The organism is Streptomyces sp. NPDC049627, from assembly GCF_044465645.1.
Classification (GTDB): domain Bacteria; phylum Actinomycetota; class Actinomycetes; order Streptomycetales; family Streptomycetaceae; genus Streptomyces.
Window position 1 is genome coordinate 275640 of record NZ_JBITLW010000007.1, and the last position, 17772, is coordinate 293411.

The window sequence follows — 17772 nt, forward strand, 5'->3', positions numbered from 1 at the left end:
GTGGATCAGCCTCGGAACCTGGCGAAGTCGGTGACGGTGGAGTGAGGCGGCGGGGGACGGGGCAGTGAGTCGGCTTCGGTTCGTCGAGGGTGGGTGGGAAGGCCCCGGCTGGGACCAGGGCTGAGGCGGACGCATCGGGTTCAGGAACCGAGGCGGCGCCCGCTCTCCTCGTCGTACGCCCCGGGCGTGACAGGGCCGAGGCCGCTGGGGAGATGGTGTACGGCGGACGCCACCGCCTCCTGTGCCGTGGTGGCCCGGGCGAGCACGCCCGCGCCGGTGAAGCCCTTGCTGACCAGGTACTCGTCGGTGCCCAAGGCGAGCAGGCAGGGCCCGGTGATCGTCAGGGACGGCCGGGTCGTGGTCGAGAAGCGCAGCGTCCAGTGGCTGGTGAACGGGTAGAGAGCCCGCAGCGCCGGCTCGGCGTACGCCGCCTCGACGAGGGCGTGATACGCGGGCCACTCCTGTTCGCTCGCCTCCGTGCGCATGTGCTGCCACTCGGATTCGGTCAGCCGCACGGGATCGTGGTCGGGCACCTCGAAACGGCCGGTCGGACGCAGGAACGGCGCGGCCTCGCGGATGTCGCTCAGAGCCGCGCCTTCGTACCAGGCCTGCGCGGCCCTGGCGATCTGGGCCAGATCATCGGTGTCGCCCTGGACGAGTGGCATGCCCTGGAACGACTCCTCACCGCGGACCGACCACCGCCGCTCGTGCACATATGCACTGACGAGCAGCGCCTTGCGATGCGGCAGCCTGCTCCCGACGAGGGCATGACCCAGCGGACGGGAATCAGCGGCCGTGAAGGGGACGGACAGGCCGCTCTCGTCCGCAAAGGCCTGGAGCGCCGCCCCGAGGCTGCCTCGGGCCGCGACGTCGGGGTACAGGACTGCGGGATCAGGATGCCGGGTCACGCCTGCTCCTGCGCCCTACTGCGGCTTGGTCGCGAGCTGGATCAGGTTGCCGCAGGTGTCGTCGAAGACGGCGGTGGTGACGGGGCCCATCTCCAGGGGTTCCTGGGTGAAGCGGACGCCGAGGGCGCGCAGGCGCTCGTACTCCGCCCGGACGTCGTCGACGGCGAACTGGGCCAGCGGGATGCCGTCCGCGGTGAGCGCGTCGCGGTAGGGCTTGACGGCCGGGTGGCCGGCGGGCTCCAGGAGGAGTTCGGTGCCGTCGGGCTCGTCGGGGGAGACGACGGTGAGCCAGCGGTCCTTCTCGCCCAACGGGACGTCGTGCTTCTTCACGAAGCCGAGGATCTCGGTGTAGAAGTGCTCGGCCTTGGCCTGGTCGTCGACGAAGACGCTGGTCAGGTGGATCTTCATGGGGTGCTCTCCTCCGGTCCTGAGGTGGTCTCGGGCACGCGCCATCGCTCGGTTATCTGCCGCAGCGGGGCCGTGTTCAGGTCGTGGAACTTGTAGCGGCCCTCGCGTCTGGTCTCGACGAGTCCGGCGGCCTCCAGTACGGCGAGGTGCTGGGAGACACCCTGGCGTGAGATGCCGAGCCGATGCTTCATGCTCAGCCGCGAGCAGATCTCGAACAGTGTCTGCCCGGATTTCTCCGTGAGCTCGTCGAGGATGGTGCGGCGCGTGGGGTCGGCCAAGGCCTTGAAGAGATCGTCGGCCACGACTGCAGGATAGGCAAGTCGCCACTTGCCTATCAAGTCGGGGGCCCACGCGCCGGTCGCCGTCATGACCGCTGCCCTAGAGGGAGTCGAGACCGAGCTCGTGGTTCTTGATCGCCTCGCGGACGGCGTTCACGAAAGCGTTCCAGAAGTGGTCCGCGTGGGGGCTGTCGGTGCTCGGTACGCCGGCCGTCGTCCTGCGCTTGGGCGCGCCGGAGAAGTCGCCGAACATCGCCTTGCGCAGCGCCGTGGACAGCTCCAACTGGGCGCCGGCGCCGGTGCGGGTGCGGTTGACGATGTTGGCCGGGTCGTCGCCGTTGACCGGGTCGGTGGTGCCCGCGGCGACCACGGTCACGTCCCAGCCGGGGTCGGCCGCGGGGGAGGTCAGGCCGTACTTCGTGAAGGCCGCCAGCAGGTTGCGCCTCAGCCGCTCGTCCCGGCCACCGATGATGATCTCCTTCGTGGTCGTGTCGTCGAAGCCGTGCAGGGAGACGGCGTACAGATTGCCCGCGCAGACGGCGAGGGCGGCCGGGTCGTCGCAGTGGGTCGAGGTGACGTGCTGCGCGGTGGAGTTGGCCAGGGCCTCGAACATCCAGTAGTCCCGCTGCAGCTCCCCCGGCACCGCCGCGCTCGCCGGGTCGGTGCCCGCGTCGAAGGGGGTGTAGCCGGCGATGGCCATGCACAGCTCGCTCGTCCCCGCCTCGATCCCTCCGCCGTGCGGCGCGATCACCGCCGTGCTGCTGACGGGGCTGCTCGTGTTACGGGTGTTGTCCGTGACCTGTATGGGCGCGCCGATGCGGAAACGGCGCATCCAGTCGGTGCCCTCCTTGTCCGCGGTGAGGGTGTACAGCTCGGTGTTGGACGCGTACTGGTCGGCTGCCGCGGCCGGTGCGGCGCCGTTGCCCATCACGGCATTGACGGTGGGCAGGCCGGCGGCGACGGCGGCGACGGAGGCGAGGACGGTGCGTCTGCTGGTGTTGGTCACTGGGCGATCCTGCATCATGGGCGGACGGCTCCTTGCGGTGGGCCTGGCTGGGCATGACAACCCGGCGGCCCTCACGGGACGACCTGGAGAGACGCGTCGGCGGCGTAGTGGCCGAGCGCTTCGGGTACGTCGGCGAGGGCCGCGTCCGTGAGGACGTCGCCCAGTACGGCTACGCGGCCCCCTGCATCCCACCCAACACCCGGGACTCAGCCCCGCACATCCCGCCAAGCCTCCGGAATCCCCTCGGCGACGTCATGCGCCCCCACCGGCGCCCCGTCCGCCGTGAACCTCGCCGACAGGCCATGCAGATACGCCGCCACGCTCGCGGCATCCATCGCGGGAAGCCCCGCCGCCAGCAGTGATCCCGCCAGCCCCGACAGCACGTCCCCGCTTCCGGCCGTGGCCAGCCACGACGTCCCCGTCGGGTTCACCCGGACCGGGCCGGTGCCCCCGGCGTCGGCCACCAGCGTCGTCGACCCCTTCAGCAGCACCGTCGCCGCATAGCGCGCCGCCAGTTCCCGTACCGAAGCCAGCCGGGCCCCCTCGACCTCCTCCCGGGAGACACCGAGCAGCGCCGCGGCCTCCCCGGCGTGAGGGGTCATCAGGGTCGGTGCCGTACGGCCCCGTACCGCCTCCGGGTCCGCCAGCCGCAGCCCGTCCGCGTCGATCAGCACCGGGACGTCCGTCGCCAGCACCTCCGCCACCGTCGCCGCGTCGTCCCCGGCGCCCGGGCCGACGACCCACGCCTGGACGCGCCCGGCCTTCTTCGGCCCCCGGTCCGACACCAGCGTCTCGGGGAACCGCGCGATCACCGCGTCGCCGGCCGGACCGACGTACCGTACGGCCCCCGCACCGCCCCGCAGCGCCCCCGCGACCGCGAGCACCGCGGCGCCCGGGTACCGTCCCGAGCCCGCCGCGATGCCCACGACCCCTCGGCGGTACTTGTCCGTCTCGGCCGCCGGCAACGGCAACAGCCGGGCCACGTCCGCGTGTTGCAGTGCCTCCAGGTCCGCCCGGGCCGGCAGGTCGAGCCCGATGTCCACCAGCCGGACCACCCCGGCGTACTCCCGGGCCGGATCGATCAGCAGGCCCGGCTTGTGCGTGCCGAAGGTGACCGTCAGCTCGGCCCGCAGCGCCGTGCCGCGTACCTCGCCCGTGTCCACGTCCACGCCGCTCGGCAGGTCCACGGCGACCACCGCGGCCCTCGACCGCTCGGCCGCCGCGGCCAGCGGTGCCGCCTGAGGCCGCAGCCCGCCCTTGCCGCCGATCCCGACGATTCCGTCCACGACCAGATCCGCGCGCTCGATCAACTCCTCGGCCGACGGCCCGGCGGCCTCCGCGCCGACCGCCCGGCCGCCCGCCCGGCGCAGCGCCGCGAGCCCTCCGGCGTGCGCCCGTTCGGGCGTCAGCAGCACCGCCGTGACGCCCGCCCCGCGCCGGGCCAGCCGGGCCCCGGCGTACAGGGCGTCGCCGCCGTTGTCGCCGCTGCCGACCAGCAGGACGACCCGGCTGCCGTACACCCGGCCCAGCAGATCCGCGCAGGCGGCGGCGAGTCCGGCCGCCGCCCGCTGCATCAGCGCGCCGTCCGGAAGCCGTGCCATCAGCTCCCGTTCGGCCGCCCTTACCGTCTCCACGCTGTACGCACTCCGCATACGACCGAGTCTTCCGCACGCGCTCGCGTACGCGGCAGAGCACCCGGGTGAACGCCGGCTGCTCGATCTGGCGATCCGGCCCCTGCAGGCCAGGCACACCGTGGCGGACTCAGCCCTCCGCCACCACCACCGCCGACGCCACCCCGGCGTCATGGCTCAGCGAGACATGCCAGGACACCACGCCCAGTTCGGCCGCCCGCGCCGCCACCGTCCCCGTCACCCGCAGCCGCGGGCGGCCGCTGTCCTCGACGTAGACCTCCGCGTCCGTCCACAGCAGGCCCGCCGGGGCGCCCAGCGCCTTGGCGAGGGCCTCCTTCGCCGCGAACCGGGCCGCGAGGGAGGCGACACCCCGGCGCTCGCCGCCGGGCAGCAGCAACTCGCTTGCCAGGAACAGTCGTTCCGCCAGCCCGGGTGTGCGGTGCAGCGCCGCCTCGAACCTGTCGATCTCGGCCACGTCGATGCCGACCCCGATGATGCTCATGCCGAGCACCCTATGGGTCCACGGAAACAGGCTCCTCAAAAGAGTGACCCCGCCGCGCGGCGCCTCCCGCGCGGGCAGGGCCGCACGCTTCCCTGTGCCAATGATCACCGGACGTATCGCATGCGGCAGCATCGCCGTACTGCTCGCTGGGGCCGCCCTGTTGCCGGTCGGCAGCGCCACGGCGGAACCCGCGGACCCCGCACCCCCGGCTTCCGGACCGCAGGTCGAGCCCACACCGTCGGCTTCCGGACCGCAGGCCGAGCCCGTACCTCCGGCCTACGGACCGCAGGCCGAGCCCGCACCCCCGGTTTCCGGGCCGGAGGCCCCCGAGCTCGTGCCCGGGCTTCCCCTGAACCTGCTCCCGGCCCCGCAGATGGACACGCCCGACCAGGCGCTGGAGCCGAAGGTGTACACGCCCAGCGCCGAGGAGGACGCCGTCGAGCCGCAGGACGCGCCGGACGGGGCGGACGACCGCGTGGAGTACGTCGACCCCATCGACGCCCTCGGGGGCGTGAAGTGCAGCGAGGAGGCGGGGCTGAAGCAGCGGGAGGTCGAGCGGTGGCTGAAGCTGCGGGTCGACGGGGAACAGTCGGTCGCCGACTGCCGGGCCATCCGCGCCTTTCAGAAGAAGCACCGGATCAAGCCCGCCATCGGCTACGCCGGGCCTGTGACGTGGGCCACCATGCAGCTCGTCTCCGCCGGGAACGACCCGAACGCCGGCAAGAAGTGCCCGGTGCGCGGCTACCGGGTCGCCTGTGTCGACCTCGACCGGCAGCTGGCCTGGGTGCAGGACAGCAAGGACGTCGTCTTCGGGCCCGTGCTCATCCGGAGCGGCCGGGAGGGGTACGGGACGCGGACCGGATGGCACGCGGTCTACTGGCGGCACAAGAACCACGTGTCGTCGCTGTACAAGAGCCCCATGCCCTACTCCCAGTTCTTCAGCGGGGGCCAGGCCTTCCACGGCATCTACGGCAACATCTTCACCCCCGTCGGCTCGATGGGCTGCGTCAACATGACCCTGCAGGACGCCCGGAAGCTGTGGCGGGTGCTGAAGAAGGGCGACCGGGTGTACGTGTGGGGACGCAAGGTGGAGCAGGGGTAGGCCGTCCCAGGAGCAGCTCATGGCGCCCGGCGCGGCGGCGTTGTCGGACCCCTCTGAGACACTGGGGGCGCCATGACAGAAACAGCAGCCCTGCGGACCGCACCCCTGCGTGCCCGCGCCGAGATCGATCTGGCCGCCCTGCGGGCCAACGTGCGGACCCTGCGCGCGCATGCGCCGGGCGCGGCCCTGATGGCCGTCGTGAAGTCCGACGCGTACGGCCACGGGGCGGTGCGGTGTGCCCGCGCGGCAGTCGAGGCGGGCGCCGGCTGGCTGGGCACGGCCACGCCCGAGGAGGCGCTCGTACTGCGGGCCGCCGGGCTGGACGACGTACGGATCATGTGTTGGCTGTGGACGCCGGGCGGGCCCTGGCGGGAGGCCATCGAGGCCGATCTCGACGTCTCCGTGAGCGGGATGTGGGCCCTGCGGGAGGTCACCGAGGCCGCCCGGCAGGCCGGCGCGCCCGCGCGCGTGCAGCTCAAGGCCGACACCGGGCTCGGTCGGGGCGGCTGCCAGCCGGGTGGCGACTGGGCCGGGCTGGTCCGTGAGGCCCTGCGGGCCGAGACCGACGGGCTGATCCGGATCACCGGGCTCTGGTCGCACTTCGCCTGCGCCGACGAGCCCGGGCATCCGTCCATCGCCGCCCAGCTCGCCCTGTTCCGCGAGATGGTCGCGCACGCCGAGGCGCAGGGCGCGCGGCCCGAGGTGCGGCACATCGCCAACTCGCCCGCCACGCTCACCGTCCCGGACAGCCACTTCGACCTGGTGCGCACGGGGATCGCGACCTACGGCATCTCGCCCAGCCCCGAGCTCGGCAGCCCCGCCGACTTCGGGCTGCGGCCCGTGATGACGCTGTCGGCGTCCCTCGCGCTGGTCAAGCACGTGCCGGGGGGCCACGGCGTCAGTTACGGCCATCACTACATCACCCCCGGCGAGACCACCCTCGGCCTCGTCCCCCTCGGCTACGCCGACGGCATCCCGCGGCACGCCTCGGGTGCGGGGCCTGTCCTGGTCGGCGGCAAGTGGCGTACGGTCGCGGGACGGATCGCGATGGACCAGTTCGTCGTCGACCTGGGCGGGGACGAGCCCGAGCCCGGCGCCGAGGCCGTGCTGTTCGGGCCCGGCGACCGCGGCGAGCCCACGGCCGAGGACTGGGCGCAGGCCGCGGGCACCATCGCATACGAGATCGTCACGCGGATCGGAACGCGCGTTCCACGCGTCTATAGGGATGCGGCCGTGTGATGCGTTCGTGTGACGCGTCCGCCTGATGCGTCCATGTGATGCGTCTTCGTAATGCGGCTATGTGACGGGGGCAATGTGATGCGTCCGTCCGAATGCGGTTATGTGAATGAGGAACGAGACGGGTAACCCGTAACGGGCACCGGACCGAACACCGGACCGAACACCGGCATCACCCAGCGAAGAGGAGCGGTACGTGAGCGAGAGCAGCGCGGAGGCCGCGGTCGCGGCCGTCGCCTCCGCCACGGGGGCGGCCGCCAACTGGCGCAGGGCCACCGGTATCGCCGGTGCCGCGATAGGCGTGATCGCGGCCGGCGCGGCCGCCGGCGTCGCCATAGAGCGGATGACCGTGGGCCGCGGCATGCGGCAGAAGGCCCGCCTCGCCCTGGACTCGGCGGGACCGTACGGCTCGCTGCGCGGCACGCCCGGCAAGGCGTACGCCGACGACGGCACGGAGCTGTACTACGAGGTCGACGACCTAGACCCCGACGCCGCCCCCGCCCTCACGCCGCGCCGGCGACGGCTCTTCGGACGCAAGGCCCCCGCCCCCGTCACCGTCGTCTTCAGCCACGGCTACTGCCTCAACCAGGACTCCTGGCACTTCCAGCGCGCCGCGCTGAGGGGCGTCGTGCGCACCGTGCACTGGGACCAGCGCAGCCACGGCCGGTCCGGGCGGGGCGTGGCCCAGACGCAGGACGGCATGCACGTCGACATCGAGCAGCTCGGGCGCGACCTGAAGGCCGTCATCGACGCGGCCGCGCCGGAAGGGCCGCTCGTGCTGGTCGGGCACTCCATGGGCGGGATGACCGTCATGGCGCTGGCCGACCAGTTCCCGGAGCTGATCCGCGACCGGGTCGTGGCCACCGCCTTCGTCGGTACGTCGTCCGGGAAGCTCGGCGAGGTCAACTTCGGGCTGCCCGTCGCAGGGGTGAATGCGGTGCGGCGGGTGCTGCCGGGCGTGCTCAGGGCGCTGGGGCAGCGGGCCGAGCTGGTGGAGAAGGGGCGCCGCGCCACCGCCGACCTGTTCGCGGGGATCATCAAGCGCTACTCGTTCTCGTCCCGGGACGTCGACCCGGCCGTGGCGCGGTTCGCCGAGCGGATGATCGAGGGGACGCCGATCGACGTGGTCGCGGAGTTCTACCCGGCCTTCGCCGACCACGACAAGACCGAGGCGCTGGCCCACTTCACGGACATGCCGGTGCTCGTCCTGGCCGGCGTGGGCGACCTCGTCACGCCCAGCGAGCACAGCGAGGCGATCGCCGACCTGCTGCCGGACGCCGAGCTGGTGCTGGTGCCGGACGCAGGGCACCTGGTGATGCTGGAGCACCCGGAGGTCGTCACCGACCGTCTGGCCGACCTGCTCACCCGTGCGGGTGCCGTGCCCGCAGGGGCTACCGTAAGTGGCTATGGAAGCACCAGCAGCACCGCACAACGCGGGTGACCTCGAGCTGACCGTCACTTCTCCCGACCAGATGCGGGAGCTGGGCCGCCGCCTCGCCAAGCTGCTGCGCGCCGGCGATCTCGTGATGCTCAGCGGGGAGCTCGGCGCGGGCAAGACGACGCTGACGCGGGGGCTCGGCGAGGGCATGGGGGTGCGGGGCGCGGTCACGTCCCCGACCTTCGTGATCGCCCGTGTGCACCCCTCCCTCGGCGACGGGCCCCCGCTCGTGCACGTCGACGCGTACCGGTTGTCCGGCGGGCTCGACGAGATGGAGGACCTCGACCTCGACGTCTCGCTGCCCGAGTCGGTGATCGTCGTGGAGTGGGGCGAGGGCAAGGTCGAGGAGCTGACCGAGGAGCGGTTGCAGGTCGTGATCCACCGGGCCGTCGGAGACACCACCGACGAGGTGCGGCATGTCACGGTGGCCGGGCTCGGGGAGCGCTGGGCGGCGGTGGATCTGAGCGTGCTGTCCGCGTGACGCGGGCAGGGGGTGCATGAACATTCCGACAAGGCGTCGGCAAGATGTTGCGTTTGCGGTCTTGCGCGTGGTCACATGGTAGCCAGTCCGTAGTTAGGTCTACCTAACTACGTCCACCTCCCGGTCCCAGGAGGCGTCCATGTCAGCCTCGGAGAACAAGGTCCAGCAGCCACATGTGGTTGCCGGGGTGTCCATGCGTGAGCTGTTGGCGGCCGGTGTTGCGGCGAGCGTGATCTCCACGCCGCCGCGGGTGCCTGAGTCGGAGCTGGAGGCGGGTTCGGCATCCGCTGATCATCGGCATCGGGAAGCTGCATAGCGCTCCACGGGGGTGCCGCGCTTTGTCGTCTGGCGGGTGCGGCGCCGTTGGGGCTGATCGCGCCCACGCGGCGGAGCCGCATATAGATACAGCCCCGCGCCCCTTCAGGGCGTTGTCCGAACCGTCGCCCGGTCTGCTTACGGGATCACTGCCACCGTTCGGCCGATCGTCGCGAACTCCCACATCGCGTTGCCGTCGGCCCGGGACTCGCGGATGCCGCCCGTTTTCACCGTCGGGTTGGGCCGGGGCGTCGTGCCGTCGACTGCGGCGCTGAAACCGACGGTGATGCCCTCGACGGTGGTGAAGCGGACGACGTGTTCGACGGGGCGGCCGTCGGAGCCGGTGACCGTGTTGGAGCGGGACGTCACCGTGTAGACACCCGGCGCCGGGTCGACCGATCCGGGGGTGACGTGGAACGTGCGCTTGACCGTGTCGCCCTCGCCCACCAGCCACACCCGCTTGCCCCGCACGGCGTACACGACCCGCACACCCGTACCCGAGCCGACGGGCAGCGCGACGGGGTCGTTCCGGTCGCGGGCCGTCTTGGCCGTACTCACCTCGGGTGAGCCCTTGGCGCGGGGCTTGCCGAGGTCCGCCGGGGCGCTCGCAGAGGCCTGGTAGCCGAGGAAACCGACGGTCGCGAGGGCAGTCGCGGTCAGCAACGCCACGAATCCGGAGCTGCTGCCTGCCACCGTCGCCCACCTCAGTGTTCGAGTCGTACGGAGTGATCAAGCCCGACCGTAGCAGCCGTCAAGCGCCGGACCGGGGCGGCACTTCCTGGGGCGTGAGCGCCGTAGGCTGTTTGCGTGCTCTTGCTCGCTCTGGATACCGCCACCCCCGCCGTCACCGTCGCGCTGCACGACGGTACGGACGTCATCGCCTCGTCGAGCCAGGTGGACGCGCGCCGGCACGGCGAGCTGCTGCTGCCGGCCGTCGACCGGGTCCTCGCCGAGGCCGGTGTGCAGCTCGACGCCGTCACCGGCATCGTCGTAGGCATCGGACCCGGCCCCTACACCGGACTGCGCGTCGGTCTGATGACCGCCGACACCTTCGGGCTCGTCCTCGGCGTCCCCGTGCACGGCGTGTGCACGCTGGACGCTCTGGCGTACGCCGCCGACATCGAGAAGGGCCCCTTCGTCGTGGCGACCGACGCCCGGCGCAAGGAGGTCTACTGGGCGAAGTACGCCGACTCCCGCACCCGCCTGACCGATCCGGCCGTCGACCGGCCGGCCGACATCGCCGACGAGGTCGCCGGGCTGCCGGCCGTCGGCGCGGGCGCGCTGCTGTACCCCGGCACCTTCCCCAGCGCCCACGAGCCCGAGCACGTGTCGGCGGCGGCGCTGGCCGCGCTGGCCGCCGAGCGACTGGCGGCGGGCGGGGAACTCCCCGCGCCCCGGCCGCTGTACCTGCGCCGGCCCGACGCCCAGGTCCCCAAGAACTACAAGGTGGTCACCCCCAAGTGACGCAAGTGCAAGCGGTGCTGCGCGAGATGCGCTGGTGGGACATCGACCCGGTGCTGGAGCTGGAGAAGGACCTCTTCCCCGAGGACGCCTGGTCCCGGGGCATGTTCTGGTCCGAGCTGGCCCACTCGCGGGGCCCCGAGGCGACGCGTCGCTATGTCGTCGCCGAGGAGGGCGAGCGGGTCGTCGGCTACGCAGGACTCGCCTCCTCCGGCGACCTGGCCGACATCCAGACCATCGCCGTCGCCCGCGACTACTGGGGGACCGGGCTCGGCGGGCGGCTGCTGGCCGACCTGCTGCGGGCCGCGACCGCCTTCGAGTGCGCCGAGGTCATGCTGGAGTGCCGGGTGGACAACGTCCGCGCCCAGAAGCTCTACGAGCGGTTCGGCTTCGAGGCCATCGGCTTCCGGCGCGGCTACTACCAGCCGGGGAACGTCGACGCCCTGGTGATGCGACTGACCGACCCTTCCACTTCCGTACCAGGAACTCCCGTACAAGGAACCGAGATCAATGGCTGACGAACCACTCGTCCTCGGCATCGAGACCTCCTGCGACGAGACCGGCGTCGGCATCGTCCGCGGCACCACCCTGCTCGCCGACGCCGTCGCCTCCAGCGTCGACGAGCACGCCCGCTTCGGCGGTGTCGTGCCGGAGGTCGCCTCCCGGGCGCACCTGGAGGCGATGGTCCCGACCATCGACCGCGCGCTGAAGGAGGCCGGGGTGAGCGCCCGCGACCTGGACGGCATCGCGGTGACCGCCGGTCCGGGCCTTGCGGGCGCGCTGCTGGTCGGCGTCTCGGCCGCGAAGGCGTACGCCTACGCGCTGGGCAAGCCGCTGTACGGCGTCAACCACCTGGCCTCCCACATCTGCGTGGACCAGCTGGAGCACGGCAGCCTGCCGGAGCCGACGATGGCGCTGCTGGTCAGCGGCGGCCACTCGTCGCTGCTGCTGTCGGCCGACATCACCTCCGACGTGCGGCCCCTGGGCGCGACCATCGACGACGCGGCCGGCGAGGCCTTCGACAAGATCGCCCGCGTGCTGAACCTGGGCTTCCCGGGCGGCCCGGTCATCGACCGGTACGCGCGCGAGGGCGACCCGGAGGCGATCGCGTTCCCGCGCGGTCTGACCGGGCCGCGCGACCCGGCGTACGACTTCTCCTTCTCGGGGTTGAAGACCGCCGTGGCCCGCTGGATCGAGGCCAAGAGGGCGGCCGGCGAGGAGGTCCCGGTGCGCGATGTCGCGGCCTCGTTCCAGGAGGCGGTCGTGGACGTGCTGACCCGCAAGGCCGTCCGTGCCTGCAAGGACGAGGGCGTCGACCACCTGATGATCGGCGGCGGTGTCGCCGCCAACTCCCGGCTGCGGGCGCTGGCCCAGGAGCGGTGCGAGGCGGCCGGGATCCGGCTGCGGGTGCCCCGGCCGAAGCTGTGCACGGACAACGGGGCGATGGTGGCGGCGCTGGGCGCGGAGATGGTGGCGCGGGGCCGGTCCGCGTCCAGCTGGGATCTGTCGGCGGACTCGTCGTTGCCGGTGACGGATCCTCATGTGCCGGGCGATTTCGGGGACGAGGGCCCGGGCCACGGTCATGCCCCTCACCACGGTCACGACCATGTGCACGAGGTCAGCAAGGAGAACCTGTACTCGTGACGGTCGCCCTGATGTGGGAGGCCCGGGCGGTTCCCGGGCGGGGCGAGGAGCTGCTCGCCTGGGCCCTCCGGCAGGAGCCGGCCGAGCGCCCGCTGCGCCGGGAGGCCTTCCGCGCCCCGCAGGACCGCGTCCTCGTCATCACCTGGTGGGACGCGGACTTCGACGCCGTACTCCCCGAAATCCCCGAGCCCGACGGTGAGTTGGTCACGCGGGCGGTGCACCGGTGGCGGTTCGAGTCGGTGGCGGCGGACTGAGCGGCGGGCGCACAGCCCCTTCACGACTTCTTGTGTCCGCAGGTCAGGGCCGCGGCGCCGACAGCGCCCACGACGACGTCAGCAGCGTCGCGCCCGCCAGGGCCCAGCCCACCACCGCGACCAGGGTCCCGTCGGCCATGAGGAGGGCTACGGTCACGCCGAGGATCGTGCCGAGGGCGGCGGTCAGGGCGCCATGGTGCCACCAGGGGCGGGCGGGCCGGAGGGTCGTGCCGGACGGGACGATGAAGGCGTCGTGCAGGGTGGTGGGGACGGCCTCGTCGGTGTCGAGCAGCGGGTAGGACGGTTCGCGGCTGCGTAGGCGGCCGAGGGGTACCAGGCGGGTGCCGTCCTCGAGTTCCACCACGGCCGCACGCCGCCCGCGTCCCAGCTGACGGACGGTCACCGTCATGCCCGTCCAGCAGGTGTTGAGCGCCGGGTGCCACATGACCCGTTGCCGGCGGACCGGCCGCCCGGGGCGCTCGGGATCGGCGAGCACGAGCCATGTCGTGGCCGAGCCGCGCCACAGAGCCGAGCGGCGCTCCCCGATCCGTACGGTGGCCGTCATGGGGCGGCCGGGCGCGCGGGCCGTGAGGCGGAAGCGCAGGCCGCGCCAGGCCCAGACGCCGCACTGGGCGGACATGACGACGCCGACGAGGACCATCGGCATCAGCAGGTCGTCCTCGGCCGCCGTCTCGTCCGGGTCGCCCGGGAAACCGCGCGGATCGGTGGCGGCGGGGTCGTAGGCCACGCGGAAAGGGCGGCCCTTTTCGTAGCGGTCGATGTCGTAGATGCCGAAGCGCTGCACGTGCGTGTGGCCCGAGCCGTCGGTCCAGCGCACCCGGATGTCGTCATCGCCGCCGATGCCGTCCTCGACGACCACACCCGCTGCGGTCGCCGTGGCCCGGTCGCGGGCGGTGATGTTGTCGTACGCGTGGATGCCGAGCCAGGCGGCGAACAGGGCGTAGCCGAAGACGGTGACCGCGAGGCCGAACAGGGCCACGCGCAGAGCCGGGCGGGTGCTGTGCGGGGCGAGGGCCGAAAGGTTCGCGCTCATACGACCGTCTCCCGTGCGCCCGCCGATGCCAGCAACTCCCGTACCGGTCCTGGGTCACCGGCTGCCACTGCCTCGCTCACCAGCTGGTGGAGGTCGACGACCGTACCGTCGGGTGCGGTCAGGGCGCCGTTCAGCCAGCGGCTCGCGTAGCTCCAGCCGGCGGCGCGCAACAGGGTCGTCAGGGCCGGGGCCATGGCGCCGGCCAGTACGGTACGGCTGACCGAGGGGCGTACGGCGGCAGGCATCCACCGGAGGCCGGGTTCGAGTCGGCGGGCCAGCCGCGGCCAGGTGCCGTCTGCCATCGCGTCCAGGGCGGCGGCCACGGCCTGCTCCGGCTCCTGCCGAGCGGTCGCGGACAGCAGGAGCGTCAGGCCCGTGTCGTCGCCGAGGTCGTGGAGCCGGTCGGCGTCCATGGTGAGGAGGCGTACCGGGCGGGGAGCGTCGTAGCTGTCGTTGTGGCGGGTGTCCTCCGAAGGAGTTTCGGGCCTGCCGTCCGCACCCGTCTCCACCCCGGCCAGCTCTGCCACACACCACCGCTCCATCAGATCGCCCGTTCCCAGCGTCAAAGGCTCGGTGCCGTACTCCGGAGCCGGCTCCACACCCGTCGGCAGCGCGGCGATGCGAACGGCGACCGGGGGGTGGTCCTCCGCCGCGTACGGATCGAGGGCGTCCTCCTCCGCGGCGGCGCGGGCCGCGCGGCGGGCGACCAGCGGGTCGCGCAGGGCGGTGTCCAGGGCGTCGTAGAAGTCCCCCGGGTAGGTGCCGTCCTCCGCCAGCGCCGACCACCAGGCCGCCCCGAGCCCCTCGAACGCCTCGTACAGCAAGCCGGTGCGCCGCAGCGCCTCGGCGGTCGCGGTCCTCCCGGCGACGCGCGCCGCGTCGGCGTCGGCGGCCAGTTCCGCGCGCCACATCAGGGGTTGCGAGGCCCGCAGCAGGGCGGTGGCCGGTCGGACGAGCGGGCGGAAGCGGCGGCTCTCCAGCCGGTCGGCGAGCGCGTGGCGGGCGAATCCCAGCGCTGCCGTACGCCGGTCGCGTACGTGCTGCTCGTGCGCCAGCTCGTGGGCCACGACCGACGCCAGCTGCGCCTCGGACAGCCCGCGCAGCAGGGGCAGTCCGAGCAGCAGGGTGTAGGCGCGCACGCCGGCGGTCTTCGTGGGGCCGAGCGACGCCTGCACCTCGGGAACGACCCGCACGAGCAGCGGCTCCCGGAAGCCGAGCCGCTCGGCCACGTCCCGGACCAGCGCGGCCAGCTCCGGCTCGTCACCCGGCCGTACGGCCCGTCCGGGCAGTCGCCCCCGCTCCAGGTGGCTGCGGAGAAGGCCCGCCGCGATCAGTGCCGGCGGTGCGACCAGCGCCCAGCCCAGCCCCCACATCAGGGCCGAGGCCATGAGCGCCGTGGCCACGACGGCCGACGGCGCCCAGGCCAGTGCCGTCATGCCGGCGGCGAGCAGCCACTCACGCGGGGCCGAGGTCCGTCTCGCGGCCTCGCCGCCCTCGGATATGGGGATGTCCATGGGGGTTCCTGTCGCACGCCCGAAGTGTCGGCGGATTGTGACACAAAGGCGATGGCACAGGCGTGGGCGTATCCGGCGCTTTGCCCTTTCCGGAGCGCCCCTTGGACGCTCCTTGATCCGGTCAGTCCCGCGCCACCTCCACCTCGCACAGCAGCCGCCGGTCCGGTCCCAGCTCCCGTACCGGCCCGCTGAGCTCGACCCGAGCCGTGTGCCGTACGTCGGCACTCGAAGCCGCCAGCCGCAGCTCCAGGACGCCCGGTTCGACGATCCGCCGACCTGTGCGGTCGGTGAAGGAGGACAGGTCCGCGTGGAAGCGGAAGGTGACGCGGCTCGCCTCGGCCGGCGCCAGGTCCACCCGCTGGTAGCCGATCAGCCGTACGTCGGGCCGGGTCACCGATGCCACCGGGTCGTGCAGATACAGCTGGACGACCTCCGCGCCCGCCCGGTCGCCCGTGTTGCGGACGGTCACCGAGACGTCGTACGAACCGTCCGTGCCGATCACCTGGGCCTCACCCCCGGTGGCCTCCCACGTGAACGACGTGTACGACCGCCCGTGCCCGAACGCGTACAACGGCGTCGGATCCAGGTTGCTGACCTCCCCCGCCAGCCCCAGCGGCGGCTGGAGATACGTCCATGGCTGCCCCCCGGGCAGCCGCGGCACGCTCACCGGCAGGCGGCCCGACGGGTTGACGCGGCCCGTGAGCACTCCCGCCACCGCCGGGCCGCCCTCCTCCCCCGGGAAGAACGCCTGGACCACCGCGGCCAGGCGTCCGTGCCAGCGGCCGAGCGCGTACGGGCGGCCGGTGAGGAGGACCAGCACCACCGGGACGCCGGTCGCCACCAGGGCGTCCAGCAAGTCGCCCTGTACGCCGGGCAGTCCGAGGTCCGTCACATCGCAGCCCTCACCCGACGTGCCCCGCCCGAAGAGCCCCGCCCGGTCGCCCAGCACCGCCAGGCACACATCCGCCTCCGACGCCCGCGCCACGGCCTCCTCGAAGCCCGCCGTGTCCGGGTCGGACACCCCGCAGCCCTCGGCGAACGTCACCTTGGCGTCGGGGAGTTCGGCGCGCAGGGCCTCCAGGACCGTGGGGATCTCGATGCCCATCGGGATGTCCGGGTGGTGCGTGAGGACGTGGGACGGGAAGGAGTAGCAGCCCAGCATCGCCAGGGCGTCGGCCGCGCGCGGGCCCACGACCGCGATTCGGGCGTCCGGGTGCAGCGGCAGGACGCCGTCCGGGTTGTCGAGCAGGACCACCGACTGCTCGGCCAGGCGGCGGGCCAGCGCGCGGTTCGCGGGGGAGTCCAGGTCGATGCGGGCCGCCGTCGGCTCCGGGGTCCAGTCCTCGTCCAGGAGGCCCAGCTCGCACTTCTGGAGCAGGACCCGGCGGGCGGCACGGTCCACCAGCTCCTGAGGCACCTCGCCTGCCCTCACCGCCTCCAGGAGTGGTTTTCCGTAGCAGTTCAGCGTCGGCAGCTCCACGTCGAGGCCGGCGGCCAGCGCCGCGTGCGCGGCCTCGGCGGACGTACCGGCCACGCGGTGCAGGGTCTTCAGGAAGTCGACGCCGAAGTAGTCGGCCACGACCGTTCCCGTGAAGCCCCACTGCTCGCGGAGGAGTTCGGTGAGCAGCGCCGGGTCGGCGGAGGCCGGGACGCCGTCGGTCTCGTTGTACGCCGCCATCACCGAGCGCGCGCCGCCCTCGCGCAGCGCCATCTCGAACGGGGGGAGCGTGATGTCCGCGAGCTCCCGGACGCCCGCCCGCACGGGGGCCAGGTTGCGGGCGCCCGCCGAGGAGGCGTACCCGGCGAAGTGCTTGAGCGTGGCGACGACCCCGGCCGACTCCAGGCCCCGGACGTAGGCCGCGCCGATCGTGCCGGTCAGGTACGGGTCCTCGCCGATGGTCTCCTCGACCCGGCCCCAGCGCGGATCGCGTACGACGTCCAGGACGGGCGCGAGGCCCTGGTGGACGCCGACCGAGCGCAGGTCCTGGCCGATGTGCCGGGCCATCTCCTCGACGAGCGGGGGGTCGAAGCCGGCCCCCCAGGCCAGCGGTACCGGGTAGGCCGTGGCCTGCCAGGCCGTGAAGCCCGCCAGGCACTCCTCGTGGGCCACCGCCGGGATGCCGAAGCGGCCCGCCTCGGTGATGCGGCGCTGGGCGCGGGCCAGTGCCTGCGCGCCCAGCGCCGGGTCCACGGGGGCGGTGCCGAAGGAGCGGGTGAGCTGTCCGAGGCCGTGGGTGATCAGCTCGGCGAAGTCGTCGGCCGAGCGCACGGTCATGTCGTGCTGGTGCGGGGCGACTCCGTCCCCGTCCGTGGCGGCGCCCACCCACACGCCGTACAGCTGGGCGGTCTTCTCCTCCAGGGTCATCCGGGAGAGGAGGTCGTCTACGCGGGCGGCGGCGGGCAGGGCGGGGTCGCGCCAGGGGGCGGTGGTCATGAAACTCCTGTCGGGGCGATGGCCCACTCGCGAATGTTTCGTTATTCACCTCGAATGTTCCGGGAACCTAGGCGCGGCAAGAAGGGTTCGTCAAGGGGGCGCGCAG

General features: G+C 72.9%; 18 protein-coding genes. 8 read left to right on the forward strand and 10 right to left on the reverse strand.

The annotated features are described in order from the left end of the window. Positions 1–140: 140 nt before the first annotated feature. From ACIBU0_RS20965 to ACIBU0_RS20990, 6 genes are all read right to left on the reverse strand, one after another. Complete coding sequence (locus ACIBU0_RS20965; RefSeq protein WP_398820304.1) at positions 141–908, reverse strand: DUF6193 family natural product biosynthesis protein; 768 nt, start codon at positions 906–908, stop codon at positions 141–143. 15 nt (positions 909–923) lie between these two features. Continuing rightward, a complete protein-coding gene (locus ACIBU0_RS20970) occupies positions 924–1316 on the reverse strand; it encodes a VOC family protein (RefSeq protein WP_398820307.1) in 393 nt (130 codons plus the stop codon). After that, positions 1313–1618 (reverse strand): ArsR/SmtB family transcription factor, encoded by a 306-nt coding sequence (locus tag ACIBU0_RS20975; protein ID WP_398820309.1) that lies wholly within the window; start codon positions 1616–1618, stop codon positions 1313–1315. The genes ACIBU0_RS20970 and ACIBU0_RS20975 overlap by 4 nt, the downstream gene beginning before the upstream one ends. A gap of 76 nt (positions 1619–1694) precedes the next feature. Beyond that, a complete protein-coding gene (locus ACIBU0_RS20980; RefSeq protein ID WP_398820312.1) occupies positions 1695–2618 on the reverse strand; it encodes a poly-gamma-glutamate hydrolase family protein in 924 nt (307 codons plus the stop codon). A gap of 188 nt (positions 2619–2806) precedes the next feature. After that, entirely contained in the window at positions 2807–4252 is a 1446-nt protein-coding gene (locus ACIBU0_RS20985; RefSeq protein WP_398820315.1) for an NAD(P)H-hydrate dehydratase, read from the reverse strand. Positions 4253–4361: 109 nt separating this feature from the next. Continuing rightward, positions 4362–4733 (reverse strand): holo-ACP synthase, encoded by a 372-nt coding sequence (locus ACIBU0_RS20990; protein ID WP_398820318.1) that lies wholly within the window; start codon positions 4731–4733, stop codon positions 4362–4364. A 100-nt stretch (positions 4734–4833) separates the two neighbouring features. Between ACIBU0_RS20990 and ACIBU0_RS20995 the strand changes: the two genes are divergently transcribed. The 4 genes from ACIBU0_RS20995 (at position 4834) to tsaE (ending at position 8990) form a co-directional block, all read left to right on the forward strand. Next, on the forward strand, positions 4834–5835 hold the full coding sequence (locus ACIBU0_RS20995) for a L,D-transpeptidase family protein (protein WP_398820321.1): 1002 nt from the start codon (positions 4834–4836) through the stop codon (positions 5833–5835). A 72-nt stretch (positions 5836–5907) separates the two neighbouring features. Next, positions 5908–7074, forward strand: coding sequence for an alanine racemase (gene alr, locus ACIBU0_RS21000; protein WP_398820324.1), 1167 nt, complete (start codon positions 5908–5910; stop codon positions 7072–7074). A gap of 193 nt (positions 7075–7267) precedes the next feature. Continuing rightward, on the forward strand, positions 7268–8512 hold the full coding sequence (locus tag ACIBU0_RS21005; RefSeq protein ID WP_398820326.1) for an alpha/beta fold hydrolase: 1245 nt from the start codon (positions 7268–7270) through the stop codon (positions 8510–8512). Continuing rightward, positions 8478–8990 (forward strand): tRNA (adenosine(37)-N6)-threonylcarbamoyltransferase complex ATPase subunit type 1 TsaE, encoded by a 513-nt coding sequence (gene tsaE, locus ACIBU0_RS21010; protein ID WP_398820330.1) that lies wholly within the window; start codon positions 8478–8480, stop codon positions 8988–8990. Before ACIBU0_RS21005 ends, tsaE begins: the two co-directional genes overlap by 35 nt. A 453-nt stretch (positions 8991–9443) precedes the next feature. Here the strand turns inward: tsaE and ACIBU0_RS21015 are convergent, their stop codons facing one another. Next, a complete protein-coding gene (locus ACIBU0_RS21015; RefSeq protein ID WP_398820333.1) occupies positions 9444–9998 on the reverse strand; it encodes a hypothetical protein in 555 nt (184 codons plus the stop codon). 114 nt (positions 9999–10112) lie between these two features. Between ACIBU0_RS21015 and tsaB the strand changes: the two genes are divergently transcribed. Genes tsaB through ACIBU0_RS21035 form a run of 4 tightly spaced genes read left to right on the forward strand, consistent with a single transcriptional unit; the run spans position 10113 to position 12664 of the window. Beyond that, positions 10113–10769, forward strand: coding sequence for a tRNA (adenosine(37)-N6)-threonylcarbamoyltransferase complex dimerization subunit type 1 TsaB (tsaB, locus tag ACIBU0_RS21020; protein WP_398820336.1), 657 nt, complete (start codon positions 10113–10115; stop codon positions 10767–10769). A 26-nt stretch (positions 10770–10795) separates the two neighbouring features. Then, positions 10796–11284, forward strand: coding sequence for a ribosomal protein S18-alanine N-acetyltransferase (gene rimI / locus ACIBU0_RS21025; RefSeq protein ID WP_398820839.1), 489 nt, complete (start codon positions 10796–10798; stop codon positions 11282–11284). Then, the gene (gene tsaD, locus ACIBU0_RS21030) at positions 11277–12410 is read left to right on the forward strand and encodes a tRNA (adenosine(37)-N6)-threonylcarbamoyltransferase complex transferase subunit TsaD (protein WP_398820339.1); all 1134 of its coding nucleotides are present in this window, start codon (positions 11277–11279) and stop codon (positions 12408–12410) included. The genes rimI and tsaD overlap by 8 nt, the downstream gene beginning before the upstream one ends. Then, on the forward strand, positions 12407–12664 hold the full coding sequence (locus ACIBU0_RS21035) for a hypothetical protein (protein WP_398820342.1): 258 nt from the start codon (positions 12407–12409) through the stop codon (positions 12662–12664). Before tsaD ends, ACIBU0_RS21035 begins: the two co-directional genes overlap by 4 nt. A 43-nt stretch (positions 12665–12707) precedes the next feature. Here ACIBU0_RS21035 and ACIBU0_RS21040 read toward each other — a convergent pair whose 3' ends face one another. From ACIBU0_RS21040 to ACIBU0_RS21050, 3 genes are all read right to left on the reverse strand, one after another. Beyond that, positions 12708–13718: a hypothetical protein gene (locus ACIBU0_RS21040; RefSeq protein WP_398820345.1), complete on the reverse strand. Its 1011-nt coding sequence runs from the start codon at positions 13716–13718 to the stop codon at positions 12708–12710. After that, positions 13715–15232, reverse strand: a complete 1518-nt coding sequence (locus ACIBU0_RS21045; RefSeq protein WP_398820348.1) for a hypothetical protein — start codon at positions 15230–15232, stop codon at positions 13715–13717. Before ACIBU0_RS21045 ends, ACIBU0_RS21040 begins: the two co-directional genes overlap by 4 nt. 121 nt (positions 15233–15353) lie before the next feature. Further along, a complete protein-coding gene (locus ACIBU0_RS21050) occupies positions 15354–17666 on the reverse strand; it encodes a glycoside hydrolase family 3 N-terminal domain-containing protein (RefSeq protein ID WP_398820351.1) in 2313 nt (770 codons plus the stop codon). Between the last annotated feature and the right edge of the window lie 106 nt (positions 17667–17772).

Bases quoted from the DNA above. Each gene is read 5' to 3' on its own strand.
- tsaD (WP_398820339.1), top strand. From the start codon at position 11,277: ATGGCTGACGAACCACTCGTCCTCGGCATCGAGACCTCCTGCGACGAG.
- ACIBU0_RS21050 (WP_398820351.1), bottom strand. From the start codon at position 17,666: ATGACCACCGCCCCCTGGCGCGACCCCGCCCTGCCCGCCGCCGCCCGC.
- ACIBU0_RS20995 (WP_398820321.1), top strand. From the start codon at position 4,834: ATGATCACCGGACGTATCGCATGCGGCAGCATCGCCGTACTGCTCGCT.
- ACIBU0_RS20970 (WP_398820307.1), bottom strand. From the start codon at position 1,316: ATGAAGATCCACCTGACCAGCGTCTTCGTCGACGACCAGGCCAAGGCC.
- ACIBU0_RS20990 (WP_398820318.1), bottom strand. From the start codon at position 4,733: ATGAGCATCATCGGGGTCGGCATCGACGTGGCCGAGATCGACAGGTTC.
- ACIBU0_RS21045 (WP_398820348.1), bottom strand. From the start codon at position 15,232: ATGGACATCCCCATATCCGAGGGCGGCGAGGCCGCGAGACGGACCTCG.
- ACIBU0_RS20985 (WP_398820315.1), bottom strand. From the start codon at position 4,252: ATGCGGAGTGCGTACAGCGTGGAGACGGTAAGGGCGGCCGAACGGGAG.
- tsaE (WP_398820330.1), top strand. From the start codon at position 8,478: ATGGAAGCACCAGCAGCACCGCACAACGCGGGTGACCTCGAGCTGACC.
- ACIBU0_RS20980 (WP_398820312.1), bottom strand. From the start codon at position 2,618: ATGATGCAGGATCGCCCAGTGACCAACACCAGCAGACGCACCGTCCTC.
- ACIBU0_RS21040 (WP_398820345.1), bottom strand. From the start codon at position 13,718: ATGAGCGCGAACCTTTCGGCCCTCGCCCCGCACAGCACCCGCCCGGCT.
- alr (WP_398820324.1), top strand. From the start codon at position 5,908: ATGACAGAAACAGCAGCCCTGCGGACCGCACCCCTGCGTGCCCGCGCC.
- rimI (WP_398820839.1), top strand. From the start codon at position 10,796: ATGCGCTGGTGGGACATCGACCCGGTGCTGGAGCTGGAGAAGGACCTC.